This window comes from Myxococcus faecalis, assembly GCF_050039385.1.
In the GTDB taxonomy this organism is placed as follows: domain Bacteria; phylum Myxococcota; class Myxococcia; order Myxococcales; family Myxococcaceae; genus Myxococcus; species Myxococcus fulvus.
The window spans coordinates 6670941-6685989 of the sequence record NZ_CP144336.1; the positions used below are offsets into that span (position 1 = coordinate 6670941).

A 15049-nucleotide genomic window follows, 5' to 3' on the forward strand; every position below is an offset into this window, starting at 1 on the left:
AACTCCTCAGTGGGCCATCATCTGATGGGGTAGTAGTGGCGGCTGCCCGCGCAGGGCGGCGAGCGCGGCGGCGCGCAGGTAGGCTTTCGGCTCGAGGCCGCACAGCTTCGCGGACTCCAGCAGTGAGTAGAAGAGGGCGGCGGCCTGGGTGCCACGACGGCTTCTGCTGCCGTAGTGATTCTTGCGTCCCACCACGGGCCCCCGCAGGGCGCGCTCGGTGGAGTTGTTGTCCAGGGACACGCGCGCGTCGTTGACGAAGCGGGTGAGGCCTGGCCACAGCTTGCCCAGGTACGCGAGCGCGCGTCCGAAGCCCGACTCGGGGAGCGCGGTCTGCGCGAGGGCCCACGCGTGCAGGCGCTCCAGCAGAGGGCGGCTGTGCTGCTGCCGGAGGGCCAGCAGGCGGGCTTCGTCGGGTGGCCCGGTGCGGTACTCCCGCTCGATTCGGTACAGCTCGCCGATGAGGTGAAGTGCGACGCCGGCCTCGGGCGCCCCGCACTCCAGGAACTTCCTTCGCGCGTGGGCCCAGCAGTGCGCGACACCGAAACGCCCCTGGCTGGCGGCGGCCAGCGCGTCGTACACCGCGTAGCCGTCCGTCATGAGCAGGCCAGAGTACCCCTTCAGCAGCTCGCGCGCCGCCTGGGCGCCGCGGCCCTCGGCCACGCGGTAGACAACGGCGGTGGACGAGGCGAGCGCCCACAGGTGCCACTTCGCCTGGCCCTGGCTGCCCAGCAGCGGCCAGCGCGTCTCGTCCGCGCCCAGCACTCCTCGCAGCAGTTGGTAGGCCCACAGCGCGTCGTAGGTGGGCAGCAGCAGACGCACCAGCGCCGCCAGCTGGTCCCACAGCGTCTGGCTGTCGCAGGTGAGGCCCTCGCGCGCCATGGCGCGCACCTGCCTCTCCAGCGGCAGGTGGTCCAGGTACTTGGAGGCGGCCACCTCGACGGCGAAGTCGAGGGAGTAGCGGCCGCCGGGCTGCAGCTTCTGGGGGCCAGGGGCCGTCTCGACGCACGCGTTGCACGCGCAGCGGTACTTCTGCCGGCGGTGGCGCTTGAGGACGAAGCGGCGCTCGAGGACGTCGACTTCCTCCGACTCCTCGAAGCAGCCCTCCATGGGCGCCAACTGCTCGCCGCAGGAGGGGCATTGCGTGTCGGCCTCGTCCAGCACGTGCACCACCTCTACCAGCGGGAGGGCCTGCTGCACACGCGGGCCATGGCCGCGCCGCACCGCTTCGGGGGCGCATGCGGCCTCGGGCCTGGGGGCCGGGCGCTTCTCGCTGGAGGGCGCGAAGAGCGCGGCGCGCGCATTGTCCAACTGGCGCTCCAACTCGGCCAGTCGTAGCTGGAGGTGCCTGGCGTCAGTGCCCTGCGCCGTCAGCAGCGCGCGGGTGAGTTCCACGTTGCGCCGCACCAGCCGGGCATTCTCCGCTTCGAGCAGGAGGGCGGCCTGTCGCAGCCGCTCCACGTCCTTCTCCTGTGTGAGGTGCACCGCCATGACTTACGTGCATGTGCCATGGCGGTGCGTCCGGAGGCAAGCGTCAGCGCCCGGTGCCGACGAAGGGCGCGCTGTCGGCATCCGCGCCTGCGCGCTGGCCACGCGCTCGCGCGAAGAGGGACAGCGGTGTCGCCGAGGCGGGAGCGCGCCCGACGAGCTCGCTGCCCTCGAAGAAGAGCGCGAGCTCGGAGAGCGCCAACTGCACGGGCGAGCCCGGTGCCTCGTGTTTCCAGAGGGCCGCGAAACGGCCTCGCTCCAAGCGCTTGGAGAACAGGCACAGCCCCGTACCATCGAAGAAGAGGGCCTTGGCCCGGCGACGACTCCTCCCCACGAAGAGGAAGACGTCACCCGACAGCAAGTCGCGGCCCATGTGGCCCGTCACCAGCGTGGCCAGCGTGTCGAAGCTCTTGCGCATGTCGCACGGCTGTCCATACGCGTACACCGCCAGCCGCCGGGTGGAGCCAATCATCCCCCCAACTCCCGCAGCAACCGCGCCACCTGCTTCAGCGTCAATCCTTCCACTCGCACGCCCCCGGCAGCGTGCACCACCGGGCGCTCCTGCTCTGCCTCGCGCTTCACCGCGACGGGGCGGAACACCCGCGACGTCTCCTTGCCTCCCTCGGGACTCACCCCTCCTCGCCGCACCTGCTGGTGCCACCTCGACAACGTCCAGGACGACATCCCCAACTCCTTGGCCGCCGCCTCCTGTGTCACCCCTTGCGCTTGCCGGCCCCTCACGTACTCCACCGCCTGCGCGCGGAAGGCCTCGTCGAACCGCAGCTTCACTCCCACTCCCGCTCGCGCCTTCGCCTGCGCTCGCAACGTCTCCCTCATCTGCTCCATGTCCATTCACTCGCTCCTCTGCCGGGGAGCGACAACCTCCTCACCTCATGCCTCACTTGTCACGACGGGCTCCGGCGAGGAGTTACGAATGACCGGCTACTCCTCGGGCTGAAGGGGACCATCAGTGAATTCGAGCTGACCCTGATGCGCCGCCGGCTCGTCGACGGAGCGCAGGCCAAGGCACGGCGCGGAGAACTCCATATTCCCGTGCCGGTCGGTTACCTGTGGGCCCAGGGGCCTGCCTTGGAAATAGACCCGGACCGGCGCGTGCAGGAAGCCATCCGTACGGTATTCCGACTCTTCGCGCGCCTGGAGAGCGCACGGCAGGTGCATCTGTCCATGTGCCGTGAGCGCCACCTGTTCCCACGGCCGAGCGATGGCAAGCGGTGGGGGGCACCCAGGTGCTGGACGCCACCGACCTACCGCAACATCATCAGCGTGTTACAGAATCCTGTCTACGCAGGCGTGTATGCGTATGGGAAGTCGACCCAGCGCACCCAGCTTGTCGAGGGGCGCCTTACGAAGAGCTACGGGCACCCCCGTCCCATGCACCTATGGACGGTGCTGCTGAGAGACCATCATGCAGGCTACATTTGCTGGGAAGAGTTCGAGCGCAACCAGGAACGCCTGCGGCGCAACGCGCACCGCCGCCCTGCTGGCAGCGCGAAGTCGGCAAGAGGCGGAGGAGCCCTGCTCTCGGGCCTGCTGCGTTGCCGCCGCTGTGGGCGCATGCTCCTCGTGGCGTACACCGGGCGTCCGCCGCGCCGCGCGCGCTACCTCTGTCACCGGGGCCGGGAGGCCCACGGCACCGCGCCCTGCATCTCCTTCGGCTCCTCTCGGCCGGACGACCTCGTTGCGGCCGAGGTGCTGCGAGCCGTCGCTCCCGTCGCCGTGGAAGCAGCAATAGCCGCCATGGACCTTGCCCAGCAGCAACACGCCGAGCGGCGGCGCGCCCTCGAACTCGAGAAGGAGCAGGCGAACTAGGAGGTGCGTCTCGCACAGCGTCGCTACGAAGCCGTTGACCCGGACAATCGACTCGTCGCCGCCGAGTTGGAAGCGCGATGGAATGCGGCACTCACGCAACTGCGTGCATGCGAGCAGCGCGTCAGTGAGCGGGAGCCTTCGTCTGCCTCCGTCCCGGACCGCGAAGCGCTGTTACGTTTGGCAGGCGACCTGCGCACAGCATGGGACGCCTCAGGGGCGGATGCCGCCTTGAAGCAGCGACTGGTGCGTACCCTGATTGAGGAGGTAGTCGTCGACATCGACGATGCTCGCCGAGAGCTGGTGCTCATCATTCACTGGCGGGGTGGGCAGCACTCAGAGGTGCGAGCACGCAAGCCCGCCACGGGAGAGCACCGCAAGCGTGCCTCCGCCGACGCCGATGCGATGATTCGTGCGATGGCTGGCGAGCAGTCGGACGCGGCCATGGCGGTACGTCTCAACCAGGCGGGCCACCGAACTGGCCACGGCCTTGCGTGGACCCATAGGCGCGTCGCTGCGTACCGACGGACGGCCCGAATTCCAGCCTACGCCTCTGGCCGGCAGGACAGCGGCTGGCTCACCATGCGGGATGCTGCCGCAGCCCTCGGCGTGCCGAACCAAGCCATTCGAAAACTCATCCAGTGTGGGCTTCTCCCCGCCAAGCAGGTGATGCCGGATGCTCCGTGGCAGATTCGAGCGGAGGACCTGCGAGCGACACACGTGCTTGAGGCCGTCCACAAGCGACGTAGGAGCCCTCGCGGCGCGAGCAAGCCCCGCCGTCGCGTGAAGCGGTCGACAACGCCCCGAAGAGGTGACGCACAATGAAACTCCCATTGCTGCCTTTCGCAGCGCCGCCTCCGAGCGGTTGTTGTCCAAAGGCAGCCGCTCGTTGTCGACGAAGCGCGTGAGGGCCTCCCACTGCTTCGTCGCGTAGGAGAGGGCCTGTCCCATGGGGCTCTTCGGCGGGTGGCGCGGCGTCTGGACTGCGAGCCACGTCGACAGACGCGCGAGAATGCGAGTGCTGGACTCCTGGCGCAGCGCTCGGTGCGCCGCGGTGCCCACGAGGTCCGCGTCCCGCGCCTGGGCTTCCACGCGGTAGAGCTCGAGGATGAAGTCCATCGCCTCCCGGGCTTCAGGCTCGGTGGACAGCGCCTCGAAGAAGCGACGACGCAGGTGGGCCTAGAGCGCCGATCAGGTTATGGCGAGGGAGCAGGCAAGCGGTAGGGGATCGACTCGGGCTGTGGTCGCGTGATCAGGTCGCCACCTTCGGAGGTGGCGCATGGAACGCTGGAAGCCGGCTGTGGAGCAGAGCGCACGGGAGCAGCGCCTGCTGAAGCTGGCGGGGAAGAGCAGGAAGCTTTTCGTCTTCCTGCGCGAGCATCGGCACGAGTTGTTCGACGAGGCCTTTCAGGACGAGCTCGAAGCGATGTACCGACAGACGGGCCAGGGACAAGAGCCGCAGCCGCCCGCGATGATGTGCATGGCGCTGTTGGTGCAGGCCTACACGCAGGCATCGGACGCCGAAGCCGTGTGCCTGTCGGGCACTGACAGCCGGTGGCGGATGGTGTTGGACCGACTCGGCGCGGACGAGGACGAGCCCGCCTTCTCCCAGGGCGGGCTGCAGCAATTCAGGGAGCGACTCATCGCGACCGAGATGGACCGCCGGCTGCTGGAGCGCACCGTTGAGGTGGCGAAGCGGACGAAGGGCTTCGACCCGAAGAAGACGCCGAAGACGCTGCGAGTGGGGGTGGACAGCCGCCCTCTGGAAGGGGCCGGGCGGGTTGAGGACACCATCAACCTGCTCGGCCACGCAGGCCGCAAGGTGGCCGAGGGCATGGCGCTCGCGCTCGGCACCGACGTCGAGGAGGTGTGTCAGCAGGCGAATGCGCCGTTGCTGATGGCCAGCAGCATCAAGGCCGGCCTCGACATCGATTGGAGCGCGCCCGACGCGAAGCTCGACGCACTCAATCGCCTGTGCCGACAGCTCGACCGTCTCATGGCCTGGGTGGCGAAGCAGTCGAAGTCGTGCGTCGCGGCTCCACTGACGCGCTACATCGAAGCGCTCGCGCAGGTGAAGGCGCAGGACCTTGAGCCGCGTCCCGAGGGCGGAGTGCAGATTCGGCAGGGCGTGGCGGCCGACCGTCGCATCTCAATCGAGGACCCGGACATGCGCCACGGGCGCAAGAGCAAGAGCAAGCGCTTCAATGGCTACAAGCAGCACGTCGGCACCGACCTCGACACGGAGCTCGTGGTGGCCTGCGCCGTGACGCCGGCCAACCGACCCGAAGAGGAGGCGACGGGGGCCCTGCAGGAAGACATGGCCCACCAGGAGCTCTTCCCCGACGTCCTGCTCATCGACAGGGCGTACCTCAACAGCCCCATGACCGAAGACGTGCTGGCCAGCGGCGGCGACGTCGTCTGCCGGCCGTGGCGTGGAGCCAGCGCGAAGCCCGGACTCTTCGGCAAGCGCGACTTCAAAGTGAACATCCGCGACGGCACCATTACGTGTCCTGCTGGCGAGGTGGAGCCCTTCGAGCCCGGCGCCGTCGTGCACTTCGACCCGGAAGCCTGCGGACCGTGCAAGCTGCGCCCGAGTTGTACCCAGGCGGCGTCCGGCAAGGGGCGCAGCGTCACGATGGGCGACGACGAGCGGCTCCAGAAGCGCCTTCGCTCACGTCTGCAGTCGCGCGCAGGCCGTGCACAACTCCGCGAGCGTGTCGGTGTCGAGCATCGCCTGGCACATCTCGCCAACCGCCAGGGCCCGAAGGCCCGTTATCGAGGCACGCGCCGCAACCTCTTTGACCTCAGGCGACTCGCGGCCGTCCAAAACCTTGAGGTCGCCGCTCGCTACCAGCGCGCGGCGTGACCTAACCTGTTCGGCGCTCTAGCAGCAATGCCGGTCAGTTAGGGCGGGGGGCGTTTCACCCACTTCTTGTCGTAGTTGCTCATCTTTATCTTTACGACGCGTGGGTGGCGCCTCTCGCTCCGTCGTTTCGGGAGCAGCAGCAGCCCCAGGTGCCTGCGCAAGTCGAGCAGGTGCTCCGGAATGCGGCCGGGTGCCAGCGGTGGAGTCGACCAGACCAGCCAAGCGGTGCGAATGAGCGCCAGCGCATTGACGAAGCTGATGCGCGTCGGCTCCACGCCCGCCTCGTGCGCTGCCCGCTCCATCTCCACGCGCACTAGATTATAGGCCAGCAGGATGCCCCACACTTCCTGGCGGACGCCCTGGGGCGTGCGACTGCGAATGGCCTCCTGCCGGTCCAACAGGTGCGTCTTGATTTCGTCGTACCCCAGCTCGATTTCCCACCGCTCGTGGTACAGCTGGACAATCTGCTGGGCCGGGTACTTCTTCGCGTCCAGCAGCGACGTCAGCAGCACGCCGGGACGGAAGCCGGGGCGCTTGTAGCGGATGGCTCTCATGCGGACGGCTTCGGGCATGGGCCTGGAGTTCGAAGCGCGCATGTGCCGAGTCACCGGCAGTTCCACCAGCTCATCGTTGGTGCCAAGGTGCTGGAGCGGGACGGGTTTCATCTGCGCCTTGGCTCGCACCAGCCAGTGCCGGTTGTTCTCTCCGGTCGCAATCTCCAGCAGGTCCCGCACGGCGGTGAAGTTGCGGTCGACGATGACTATCGAGTCCTCGGGCAGCTGACTCCACAGCTCTGCCGCCAGCGTCACCTCCCCAGTGGCGTAGGGCCCGAATCGCACTCCCGCCAGAAGGTGGGAGCGTGCCGCCATCAGCGCCACCGCGCGTATCGTCGGATAGGCGCTGCCGGCGCGAGTGCCGTTGCCCTGACTGCCACCGAACTGACTCCAATTGTCGGGAGAGTCCGGCACCCGCACCGTCGTGCCATCCAGCGCGTAGACGGACAGCCCGTGCCAGGCATGCGCCTTGGCGCTGCGGTGGGCCCAGGTCGAGGCCGTCGTCTGGAAGAGGTACTCCATCGGCTCGTCGCCCAATCGCTGGCGCGCCTGGGTCAGCGCACTGGGCGCCACGTCCGTGGCTCCCTTGCGTGCTGGCAACGCCACATTCAGCAGGGTGGCGACGCGCTGGATGGACTCGTTGCGCATCAGCGCCATGCCGACCACCAACCAGATGACCTGGTCGGCTGGCAGACGCCGACGGCGTATCGAAGCGAAGCCCGTAGCCACTACGGCTTCTTCCACCCACACCGGGTCGATGTGCTGCCGAAACCGCTCGAACTGCTCGGGAGCAACCAGCGCTGCACCCTGAACGGCCTGAGCCAGCCCCATGTGGCGATCTCCGAGAACGAGAGCGCCACACCCTCAACCAGCGCGTCGCCCCAGGCAAGGGCGACCTAACTGATCGGCATTGGGCCTAGCAGCCGACGCGCGTGCGGCCCTCCGGCAGCGTCACCGCGTTGTAGCCAGTGTACCCGTCCACCACGAGCGCGCCCGTGGTGCCTCCCAGCACGTCCTTGGGCGTCTTGCCCGCGCGCCCCAGGCTGAAGCGGTAGCCGATGAGCCACTCTCCCTGGGGCGTCTGGGTGAGGAATGTCCACAGGTAGCCCCGGCGCGTCTTCTTCACGTCCAGCACGCGCAGTGGCGTCTCGTCGGCCCACACCACCTCCGCAGAGGCGATGCACTGCAGCAGGTGCGAGGACAACGGTAGCAGCACCTCGGCGGACTGGTGGAAGAGGTCCGTCAGCGTGCTGCGGCTCATGGGGACCCCGCCGCGCTCCATCCGCTGAGCCAGCCGGTGCAGGGGCATGGCGTCCGCGCACTTGGAGACGACGACGTGGGCCAGGAGACCCGGCCCGTACTCGCCCTTGTCCACCACCTTGGGCGGCGCGGGCGCGGTGACGACACCTCGGCCGCAGGCGCACGCCAGGACCTCTTGCTCGTGCACCTGCTTCTCGAAGAAGGCCGGCACGTACTCGTACACCACCGTCCGGCGCCCCTCTCCCAGGGGCTTGAGGGCCTCGCTGCCGCACGCTGGGCAGCGCCGCTCCTCGGCGGGCACCTCGTGCGGGACTTCGCGCTCCACGGCCCCGGCGGCCTTACGGGCCGCGCGCTCGCGTCGCGTCTGCAGTGCGCTCGCGGCCCGGGCCGCCTCGTCCTCCGGGCTGGTGGACGACGGCTTCAGTTCCTTTGCCACCGGAGGCAGCTTTTCCGTCTTGCGGCCGAAGACGCGCCGCTCCAGCGCCGCCATCTTCGCCTCCAGCGACGTCATCCGTTCGCGAAGCTCTTCGGCTTCCTCGCGCCAGGGACAGAAGTGGTCTTGGGGCAGCTCGCGGGGCACCTGGTACCAACACCTCGCGGCGCCACGGCCTGTCCTCGCGCTACGAGGACGTGCGCCCGGGTGGCGTCCAGACGGGCGAGCGTTTGACGTCGGTGACATCCATGCCGCCCAGCAGCATCGCCAACTGCGTCGCGTCCAGGTGCACCGCGCTCGCGTCCGCGTCCACCTTCGGCAGCCGGAAGCGGCCCGTCTCCAGTCGCTTGTACAGCAGCACGAAGCCTCCCCGACTCCACGTCAGCACCTTGATGCGGTCGCCCCGCCTCGAGACGAAGGCGAAGAGGTGGCCGGAGTAGACGTCCTCGCCCCAGGCGGACTTCACCAGCGCCATGAGGCCGTCAATCGACTTGCGCATGTCCACCGCCTCGGTGGCCAGCACCACGCGCACGGACGCCGGAAGCGTGAACACGCGCTCACCCGCCCAGCACGGTGACGAGCCGGGCGACGTAATCGACGTCGGCGCCCGCGGGGAACCGCAACCTGGCTCCGCTGGCCAGCGCCACCTCGAGCAGCACAGGACTCACCTGCGCGACGGCCGATACCTCCACCGGCAGCAGGCGCACCTCCTGCGCCTTCCGGGGGCGCTGACGTCGGCGCCGGTATACCCACGACTGCAGCGTGCTCAGCCTCAACCCTCGCTGTGCGGAGAACTCCTTCTGCGTCAGGCCGCTCGCCTCGAAGGCCTCGGCGACCTGGAACCACTCCTGCTTCTCAGCCGGCTTCGACATTCCGGCCAGGGTCCACCACGACTGATACCCCGGCAATGCCTCCCGCCACGTCGCTCGCCGGACGGTTACGCAGCGACTGCGCGTCCTCGCCCTTCAGTCGGGCATTCTCGAGGGCGAGGGCTTCGAGACGCTGGCCCCCTGTGTCAGGGAGTTTGACGGGCACTCCGGTCATGGCCTCAACCGTGGAAGTCGAAGATGTCGACGGCTTCCTTGAGGACGTTGAGCGCGGCATCTCGCTGCGATGACGTGGTCTCGGCGGGCAGGACGATGTTCATTCGCAAGGGAATGCCCTCCGCCGTGAAGGAGCCATCGAGCACCAGGGGAATGATGTTCCCCGGGTCCTGGCTACCCTGTGGCAGGTGCCTGGCGATGTTGTCCAGCCGCAGCAGAGTGGGGCGTGAAGCCTTTGCATTCCGGTCCTTGGTGACGCGCTCCAGCCGGTAGACGAAGGGGAACAGGTTCCGGATGCGGCTGTCGAACTCCTCCAGTTTCGACATGACGAGGTGCCCCCGCTCGTCCACGCCCACCTTCATCGGCTCCTGCTTCTTCGCCTCAGGCAGCGTCTGGAGCTTGCCCGTCTTCCTGCGCGCCTCCGTGAGGGCCTTGAGTTCCTCGTCGTAGTCTGCGCGCGGTTGTTGCCCCAGCCGGCGGACGCGCTGAAGCCACAGTTCCGCGGTGAGCGGCTGCTGGAGCCGGACCCGAGCATGCCGGGCACAGCGCACCCCGAAGTCCTCCAGCAACACCACGTCGAGGTGGTTCTCCGAATAGTAGCGGGCTAGGGCCTCGAAGGTCGCAGTGGCGGCATCCGCCTCGCGGAACAGGTCCTCCCGGGCCACCTCTCGCAGCAACGGCACCAGCGCGGGACTCGCCGGCGGCTGGGCCAGGGCCGAGGCCAACTGGCGAATCAGGCGAGCCCCCTCCTGGGGGAACTTCACCCGGTACTCCTTCAAGACGGCCGGAATCTGCTGCGCCCCCTTGCCCAGCTCCGGCGTCGTCCTCATGAGGACGACCCACTTGTCCAACCACTGGGTGTCCCAGGGAACTGGCTGATTGGCCTGCGCCAGGGCATCCGCAGCATCCCCCAGCAGCGTCACGTAGTCCGCGCCCTTGCGCTCCCCGGCCGGGATGGACGACAGGGTCTGCCCGAAGAGGCGAATCGCGTCATCCTCCCGGTTGTCTAGGAAGGCGTCTCCCGCCTTCTCCCGAAGCTCCTTCCAGGTGTGCGGCTCAAGCACCGTTTCCAAGCTGCCCCTTACCTCCGAGGCGGATGGACGCTGCTCAGGGTCGCGAGAGAGCATCAGCAGAAGCAGGCTGGCTAGCCGAGTGGGCATGCGTGCTTCTTCCAGCAGGCGCTCCAGCCGCTCCGGTGTGCTGAACGCCTCACGCGGCTCGCACCCCGTCAGCACCCGGAGGAACAACGCCCCCAGCGAGTAGATGTCCGCGGGAGGGGTACGCCGGCCGCCCAGCGCCTTTTCCGGCGCGATGTAGCCGGGTGTGCCGAGGGCAGTCGTGCCGTCCTGGACGGGCTGCGTGTCGAACCCGGCGATGCCGAAGTCGATGAGGGTGGGTTCCCAGACCCCCATCTGCTGCGCCACCATGATGTTCCTGGGAGACAGGTCCTTGTGGACGATGTTCTCGGCGTGGCAGGCGCCAACGGCGTCGACAATCTTTTTCAGCAGGTGGACCTGGGCGACCACGTCGCCGCCAGGAAGAATCGTCTGCGCCGACGCGGGTTTCGTTCCCAGGACGGACTCCAGCGTCTCGCCATTGATGTAGTTGAGGACCACGACTCCACCGTGGCGATCGTCGATGCTGGCCCCCAGGAAGCCGACGACGTTCGGGTGGCGGATGCGGGACAGCACCTTCTTCTCCCGCTCGATGCGCTCGTGCAGCCCCACCGTGCCCTCAGGGTAGATGCGAAGCACGACGTCGTGCCCGCCTTCCTGCACGTTCTCCGCGAGCCAGATTTCCGCCTCTCCGCCCTTGTCCAGGAACTTGCGCTTCCGGTACCGCCCCAGCACCAAGTCCGGGTCCGGGCGAGAGGTGACGGGCTGGAGCTTCACCTTCTCCGGATCCAGCGCGGCGAGCTGCCGGCACAGCCACTCCCCACGAAGGTAGTGGCGCCCCCCTTCACGGGTCTGGATGAGGCCCATCTGGGCCAGCTCATCCAACTGGCGCTGAGGCTCTCCCGGCTCGAACTCCACGCTGTTGCGCTGGAGCCACGCATCCACGTCCGTGATGCGGACGTAGCCATCGAAGTCGCCCCGCTCATTCAGGGTCGAGGCCACCGCGCGCAGCACGGTGAGCTGGCGCAGCGTCGCTGCACCATCGTCCTCGTCCTCGTGGAGCATGTACTTGACGAACTCGGCGAGCCGCCCCGTCTGGGCATCGTCGTCCAGCAGGAGCGCGTCCGCATCCGCCACCGTGCACCAGCTCCGCTGCTGGTGCCGCAACATCTCCACCAGGAGGCCGCCCAGTCGATTCAGCACATAAGGATTGCCGCCGCTCAGGCTGATGAGCCGCCGGCGCGTGCGCCCGTCCAACTCCAGGGGAACCCGCTCGCGCAGGTAGCGGTCCGCCTCCTCGTTGGTCAGTTCCTTGACCTCGAAGGACTCCACGGCATTCGCCAAGTCGGTGGACTCCTGGACGAGCCCCTTGAGGCTCTGCAGGCCGCTCAGGACGAAGGCGACCTCTAGCTTGCCGCTGCGCTCATTGAAGTGCCGCAAGGCCGCCAGCAGCGCTAGGCGCTCCTGCTTGGAGCCCAGACCGGCAATCCACTTCTGGAACTCGTCGAGCAGCAGCAGGACCCGCGTCTTCTCCTTGAGCGACTCCGAGAGCCGGTCGAACCAGTGCAGGAAGCGCTGGGACATCTCGTCCGCCCGGCTCAGGTCCGTCACGTTCATCGCGGCCGCGTCCACCCCGCTGCGGGCCAGCGCCTCCACCAGCAGCTCGGACAGCGTCGAGAACGCGGTGGCGGCCGTGGTCATCCGTGGTCCGTTCCACACGTGGCGGCGAACGGAGAACAGCTTCTGTATCTCCCGGTCTCCCTCCAGCGAGGCGCAGATGGAGCTCTTTCCGCGCCGCCGCCGGCCGAAGATGACCGCGCGCACGGCCCGGCCCTGGCGCAGCCGCCCCCGCAATTTCTTGAAGCACGTCTGCACGGACGAGGACGACAGCCGGAAGGTCTTCTCGTCGTTGAGGTCGACGGGCTCGCCGTTGAAGCCCGTGATTTCCGCCTCCGCGAGCGCCCGCTCCTCGAACCGCAGCGGCAGCACGTAGCTCTCATCCTGCCCGCCGCCGAACCACGAGGAGCGAAGGGACAGCCGCAGCTCGCTGAACTGCTCCGCCTTGTCCGGGTCCAGCTCGAGCCGGCAGGCGATGACCACCGAGGACGTGTCCTCCAGGTTCTGGTCGCTCAGCCACGAGACGTGGAGCTCGGTAGGGGCGGAGCTGATGGGCGAGTCGCCCTTGGCGGGCCGACTCACCAGGATGCTGATGCCCCCCACGGCGGCGTCGCCGCCATTGCGCACGCGGATGGGGACTTCCACGAACCTAGCGCCGGGAGTGAGGGACAGGCCCTTCTCCGCGGCCTTGGGCAGCGCGATACCGGGCTTGGGGGCTGCATTGCTCCCGCGGCCCCGCTCCCAGAGCCTGCTGCCCATCGCCGCGACGAAGTCCGTGACGAGCGGCTGGAGGGACTTCAGCTTGGGCACGTCCGGCCGGGCCCCGCGCCGGGACTGCCGCTCTGCGTCGTCGAGGAAGTCCTCAATCGTTTCGGAGTCTTGGGGCTCGGCCCCGAGCGCCTGGAGGACGGCGTTGCGGCACTCAAGGCTCTTGTCGCGGCCGACGAGCGCCGCAGCGATGCCAATGCCGTCCAGCAGCCGGCGGGCCACGGCGGCCGAGGTCCGCGCTAGGGCGCCCACCGCCTGCGCCAGGGGCAGGTGAAGCCCTGGCGCCACCAGTTCCGCGCAGGCGCGCGCCAGGGCAGGGGACTTGCTCGCGGCCTCCGCGCACTCCAGCAGCCCTCGCTCCAGCTCTGCGGGAGTTCTGGAGGAGAGAACTCCCGCCAGCCGCCTGCGGCCCCGGCCGTCCAGCCGGTCCAGGGCCGCGCAATGAAGAGCCATGGCCGCCACGGCGACGTCGAAGTGCGGGGCCATGGGGTCCTTGCGAACCACCTCCTGGAGCTTCGCCGCCTCTCCCAGGAACTCGAGACATTGCGCCAGGGGCCGTATGGGCGTGTCCGCCCTGGCCACCGAGCCCCACAGGACCAGCAGGTTGCGGGCCGCGGCATTCACGGCGGCGGCGTCGGAGGCCGACGCGGGCACCTGGACGAGCACCGGCTCGTTGGCCCGGCCATCGACGGGCAGGAACGAGGGGACCTCTCCCGTCACTTCGTGGCGTGCTTCCTCGCGCAGACGCCCCAGCAGGCCCGCCGACATGAGCGCCGGGACAGCTCCTGTCACCCGGAAGCGCAGCTCGATGTCGCGCTCCTTGCTCCTAGGCGCGGGCGCCTCCTCGCGCACTCCCGGGGCCTCCACCCTGGAGCCGTTCGCGCGTGCCTTGAGCGTGGTGGCCACGTTCCGGTCGAACTGCTGGATCCTTTCGAGCAGGCCTTGCGCCCCCGCCGACGCGTCAGGCGGGGGGAGCAGCTCGATGGAGCCATCCAGGGAGGCCTCACCGAGCCGCTGGAACAGCGCCTCGACCTGCTTTTCGCACCGGGCGACCTCGGCCTCCAGCGCGGCTGGCAGCTTCGCCAGCCCCATGAGGGTGCAATCGAACGGAGCCACCGTCCCGAGCGACTTGCCCACCGCACTGGCGAGCTGATGGGCTTCCTGCTCCACGGAGGCGGACGCATCCGAGAGGTGCTGGATGCTCTCGGCAATCCGGCTGCCTAGGGTCTGCAACTGCCTGCCCAGGTCCAGCGCGGACCCGAAGGACTCGAGGGAGATGGATGCCAGGGAGCCGGTAGCGTCTTGCAGCCGCGTATTGGCCAGAGCGAGCCGCTCTCTCGTCGGCAGTTTCTCAATGGACGCCCTCAACCCCGCGCAGAGCGCCTGGACACAGGCGCGGTATTCGGCCAGCCGCGCACGGTGGCTCTCCTCGCTGGCGGGCGGAGGGGCCGCGGGGGCCGGGGCCTCTTCCGGCGGCTTGTGCCGCGTGCCAGAAGCGCCCACCGGGCGGCTGGGAGGCTGGAGCGGCCCCGACGGGAGTGCCAGGGGCGACTCCAGGGCGTGGAGGATGCGCTGGATGTCTCCCGAGAGGAACGCGATGAGGACGTTGATGAGGTCCAGCAACTCGTGCGGCGTCTCGTCGCGAATCTTCCTCAGGCTCTCGGCGGAGCGCTTGAGCTGCTCCCATTCGCCGGTTTCGAAGGCTTGGCGCACCCGGCTGAATGCGTTGTGGGCGCGATGGTCCAGGGTCGGGTCCTGCGAGGCGGTCAGGGCGATGCGCTGCAGGGTGCGCACGGCACTAGCCTGTCGCCCCCGGTCGTCGAGCGCCTCCGCCAAGAGTTTCGTGAGTTGGTCCGCGTCCGCGACGAGCCGCTTAAGGGTGGCGCCGTCGGCGCGCTTGGCCTCTTTCCCCAGCAGCCCCGCCTCCTTCGCGACCTGCCGCAGCAGGCTAATACCCAACTGGGCATTCACCTTGCGGAGCACGTCCTTGAGCGTCGTGCGCTCCTGCGCGGACAGGCTCTTGAGCGCGGTGGCGGACTGCATGCTGACCTCCAGGGTACTGGCGGGCACGGAGACCTCTT

At 68.7% G+C, this 15049-nt stretch carries 11 protein-coding genes; 2 read left to right on the forward strand and 9 right to left on the reverse strand.

Annotated features, from left to right (window positions below):
* Positions 1 to 6: 6 nt before the first annotated feature.
* Genes tnpC (VZQ01_RS26810) through VZQ01_RS26820 form a run of 3 tightly spaced genes read right to left on the reverse strand, consistent with a single transcriptional unit; the run spans position 7 to position 2331 of the window.
* Entirely contained in the window at positions 7 to 1488 is a 1482-nt protein-coding gene (gene tnpC / locus VZQ01_RS26810) for an IS66 family transposase (protein ID WP_426745046.1), read from the reverse strand.
* 43 nt (positions 1489 to 1531) lie between these two features.
* A complete protein-coding gene (tnpB, locus tag VZQ01_RS26815) occupies positions 1532 to 1957 on the reverse strand; it encodes an IS66 family insertion sequence element accessory protein TnpB (RefSeq protein ID WP_426745047.1) in 426 nt (141 codons plus the stop codon).
* Entirely contained in the window at positions 1954 to 2331 is a 378-nt protein-coding gene (locus VZQ01_RS26820) for a transposase (RefSeq protein ID WP_426745048.1), read from the reverse strand. The genes tnpB (VZQ01_RS26815) and VZQ01_RS26820 overlap by 4 nt, the downstream gene beginning before the upstream one ends.
* 144 nt (positions 2332 to 2475) lie before the next feature.
* Between VZQ01_RS26820 and VZQ01_RS26825 the strand changes: the two genes are divergently transcribed.
* Entirely contained in the window at positions 2476 to 3315 is an 840-nt protein-coding gene (locus VZQ01_RS26825; RefSeq protein ID WP_426745049.1) for a recombinase family protein, read from the forward strand.
* A gap of 333 nt (positions 3316 to 3648) precedes the next feature.
* Here VZQ01_RS26825 and VZQ01_RS26830 read toward each other — a convergent pair whose 3' ends face one another.
* Complete coding sequence (locus tag VZQ01_RS26830; RefSeq protein WP_426745050.1) at positions 3649 to 4431, reverse strand: IS66 family transposase; 783 nt, start codon at positions 4429 to 4431, stop codon at positions 3649 to 3651.
* 160 nt (positions 4432 to 4591) lie between these two features.
* Between VZQ01_RS26830 and VZQ01_RS26835 the strand changes: the two genes are divergently transcribed.
* Entirely contained in the window at positions 4592 to 6178 is a 1587-nt protein-coding gene (locus tag VZQ01_RS26835) for an IS1182 family transposase (protein WP_408891322.1), read from the forward strand.
* A 38-nt stretch (positions 6179 to 6216) separates the two neighbouring features.
* On the opposite strand, the gene VZQ01_RS26840 is transcribed toward VZQ01_RS26835, so the two are convergent.
* From VZQ01_RS26840 to VZQ01_RS26860, 5 genes are all read right to left on the reverse strand, one after another.
* A complete protein-coding gene (locus tag VZQ01_RS26840; protein ID WP_223786035.1) occupies positions 6217 to 7563 on the reverse strand; it encodes an IS4 family transposase in 1347 nt (448 codons plus the stop codon).
* 85 nt (positions 7564 to 7648) lie between these two features.
* On the reverse strand, positions 7649 to 8503 hold the full coding sequence (tnpC, locus tag VZQ01_RS26845; protein WP_223786036.1) for an IS66 family transposase: 855 nt from the start codon (positions 8501 to 8503) through the stop codon (positions 7649 to 7651).
* 109 nt (positions 8504 to 8612) lie between these two features.
* Positions 8613 to 8978: an IS66 family insertion sequence element accessory protein TnpB gene (gene tnpB / locus VZQ01_RS26850; protein ID WP_267699515.1), complete on the reverse strand. Its 366-nt coding sequence runs from the start codon at positions 8976 to 8978 to the stop codon at positions 8613 to 8615.
* 4 nt (positions 8979 to 8982) lie between these two features.
* Positions 8983 to 9297: an IS66 family insertion sequence element accessory protein TnpA gene (gene tnpA, locus VZQ01_RS26855; RefSeq protein WP_223786038.1), complete on the reverse strand. Its 315-nt coding sequence runs from the start codon at positions 9295 to 9297 to the stop codon at positions 8983 to 8985.
* Between the two features lie 176 nt (positions 9298 to 9473).
* Complete coding sequence (locus VZQ01_RS26860) at positions 9474 to 15011, reverse strand: protein kinase domain-containing protein (protein ID WP_426745051.1); 5538 nt, start codon at positions 15009 to 15011, stop codon at positions 9474 to 9476.
* Positions 15012 to 15049 lie beyond the last annotated feature (38 nt).

Bases quoted from the DNA above. Each gene is read 5' to 3' on its own strand.
- VZQ01_RS26840 (WP_223786035.1), bottom strand. From the start codon at position 7,563: ATGGGGCTGGCTCAGGCCGTTCAGGGTGCAGCGCTGGTTGCTCCCGAG.
- VZQ01_RS26860 (WP_426745051.1), bottom strand. From the start codon at position 15,011: ATGCAGTCCGCCACCGCGCTCAAGAGCCTGTCCGCGCAGGAGCGCACG.
- tnpC (WP_426745046.1), bottom strand. From the start codon at position 1,488: ATGGCGGTGCACCTCACACAGGAGAAGGACGTGGAGCGGCTGCGACAG.
- VZQ01_RS26820 (WP_426745048.1), bottom strand. From the start codon at position 2,331: ATGGAGCAGATGAGGGAGACGTTGCGAGCGCAGGCGAAGGCGCGAGCG.
- tnpA (WP_223786038.1), bottom strand. From the start codon at position 9,297: ATGTCGAAGCCGGCTGAGAAGCAGGAGTGGTTCCAGGTCGCCGAGGCC.
- tnpC (WP_223786036.1), bottom strand. From the start codon at position 8,503: ATGACGTCGCTGGAGGCGAAGATGGCGGCGCTGGAGCGGCGCGTCTTC.
- tnpB (WP_426745047.1), bottom strand. From the start codon at position 1,957: ATGATTGGCTCCACCCGGCGGCTGGCGGTGTACGCGTATGGACAGCCG.
- VZQ01_RS26825 (WP_426745049.1), top strand. From the start codon at position 2,476: ATGCGCCGCCGGCTCGTCGACGGAGCGCAGGCCAAGGCACGGCGCGGA.
- VZQ01_RS26830 (WP_426745050.1), bottom strand. From the start codon at position 4,431: ATGGACTTCATCCTCGAGCTCTACCGCGTGGAAGCCCAGGCGCGGGAC.
- VZQ01_RS26835 (WP_408891322.1), top strand. From the start codon at position 4,592: ATGGAACGCTGGAAGCCGGCTGTGGAGCAGAGCGCACGGGAGCAGCGC.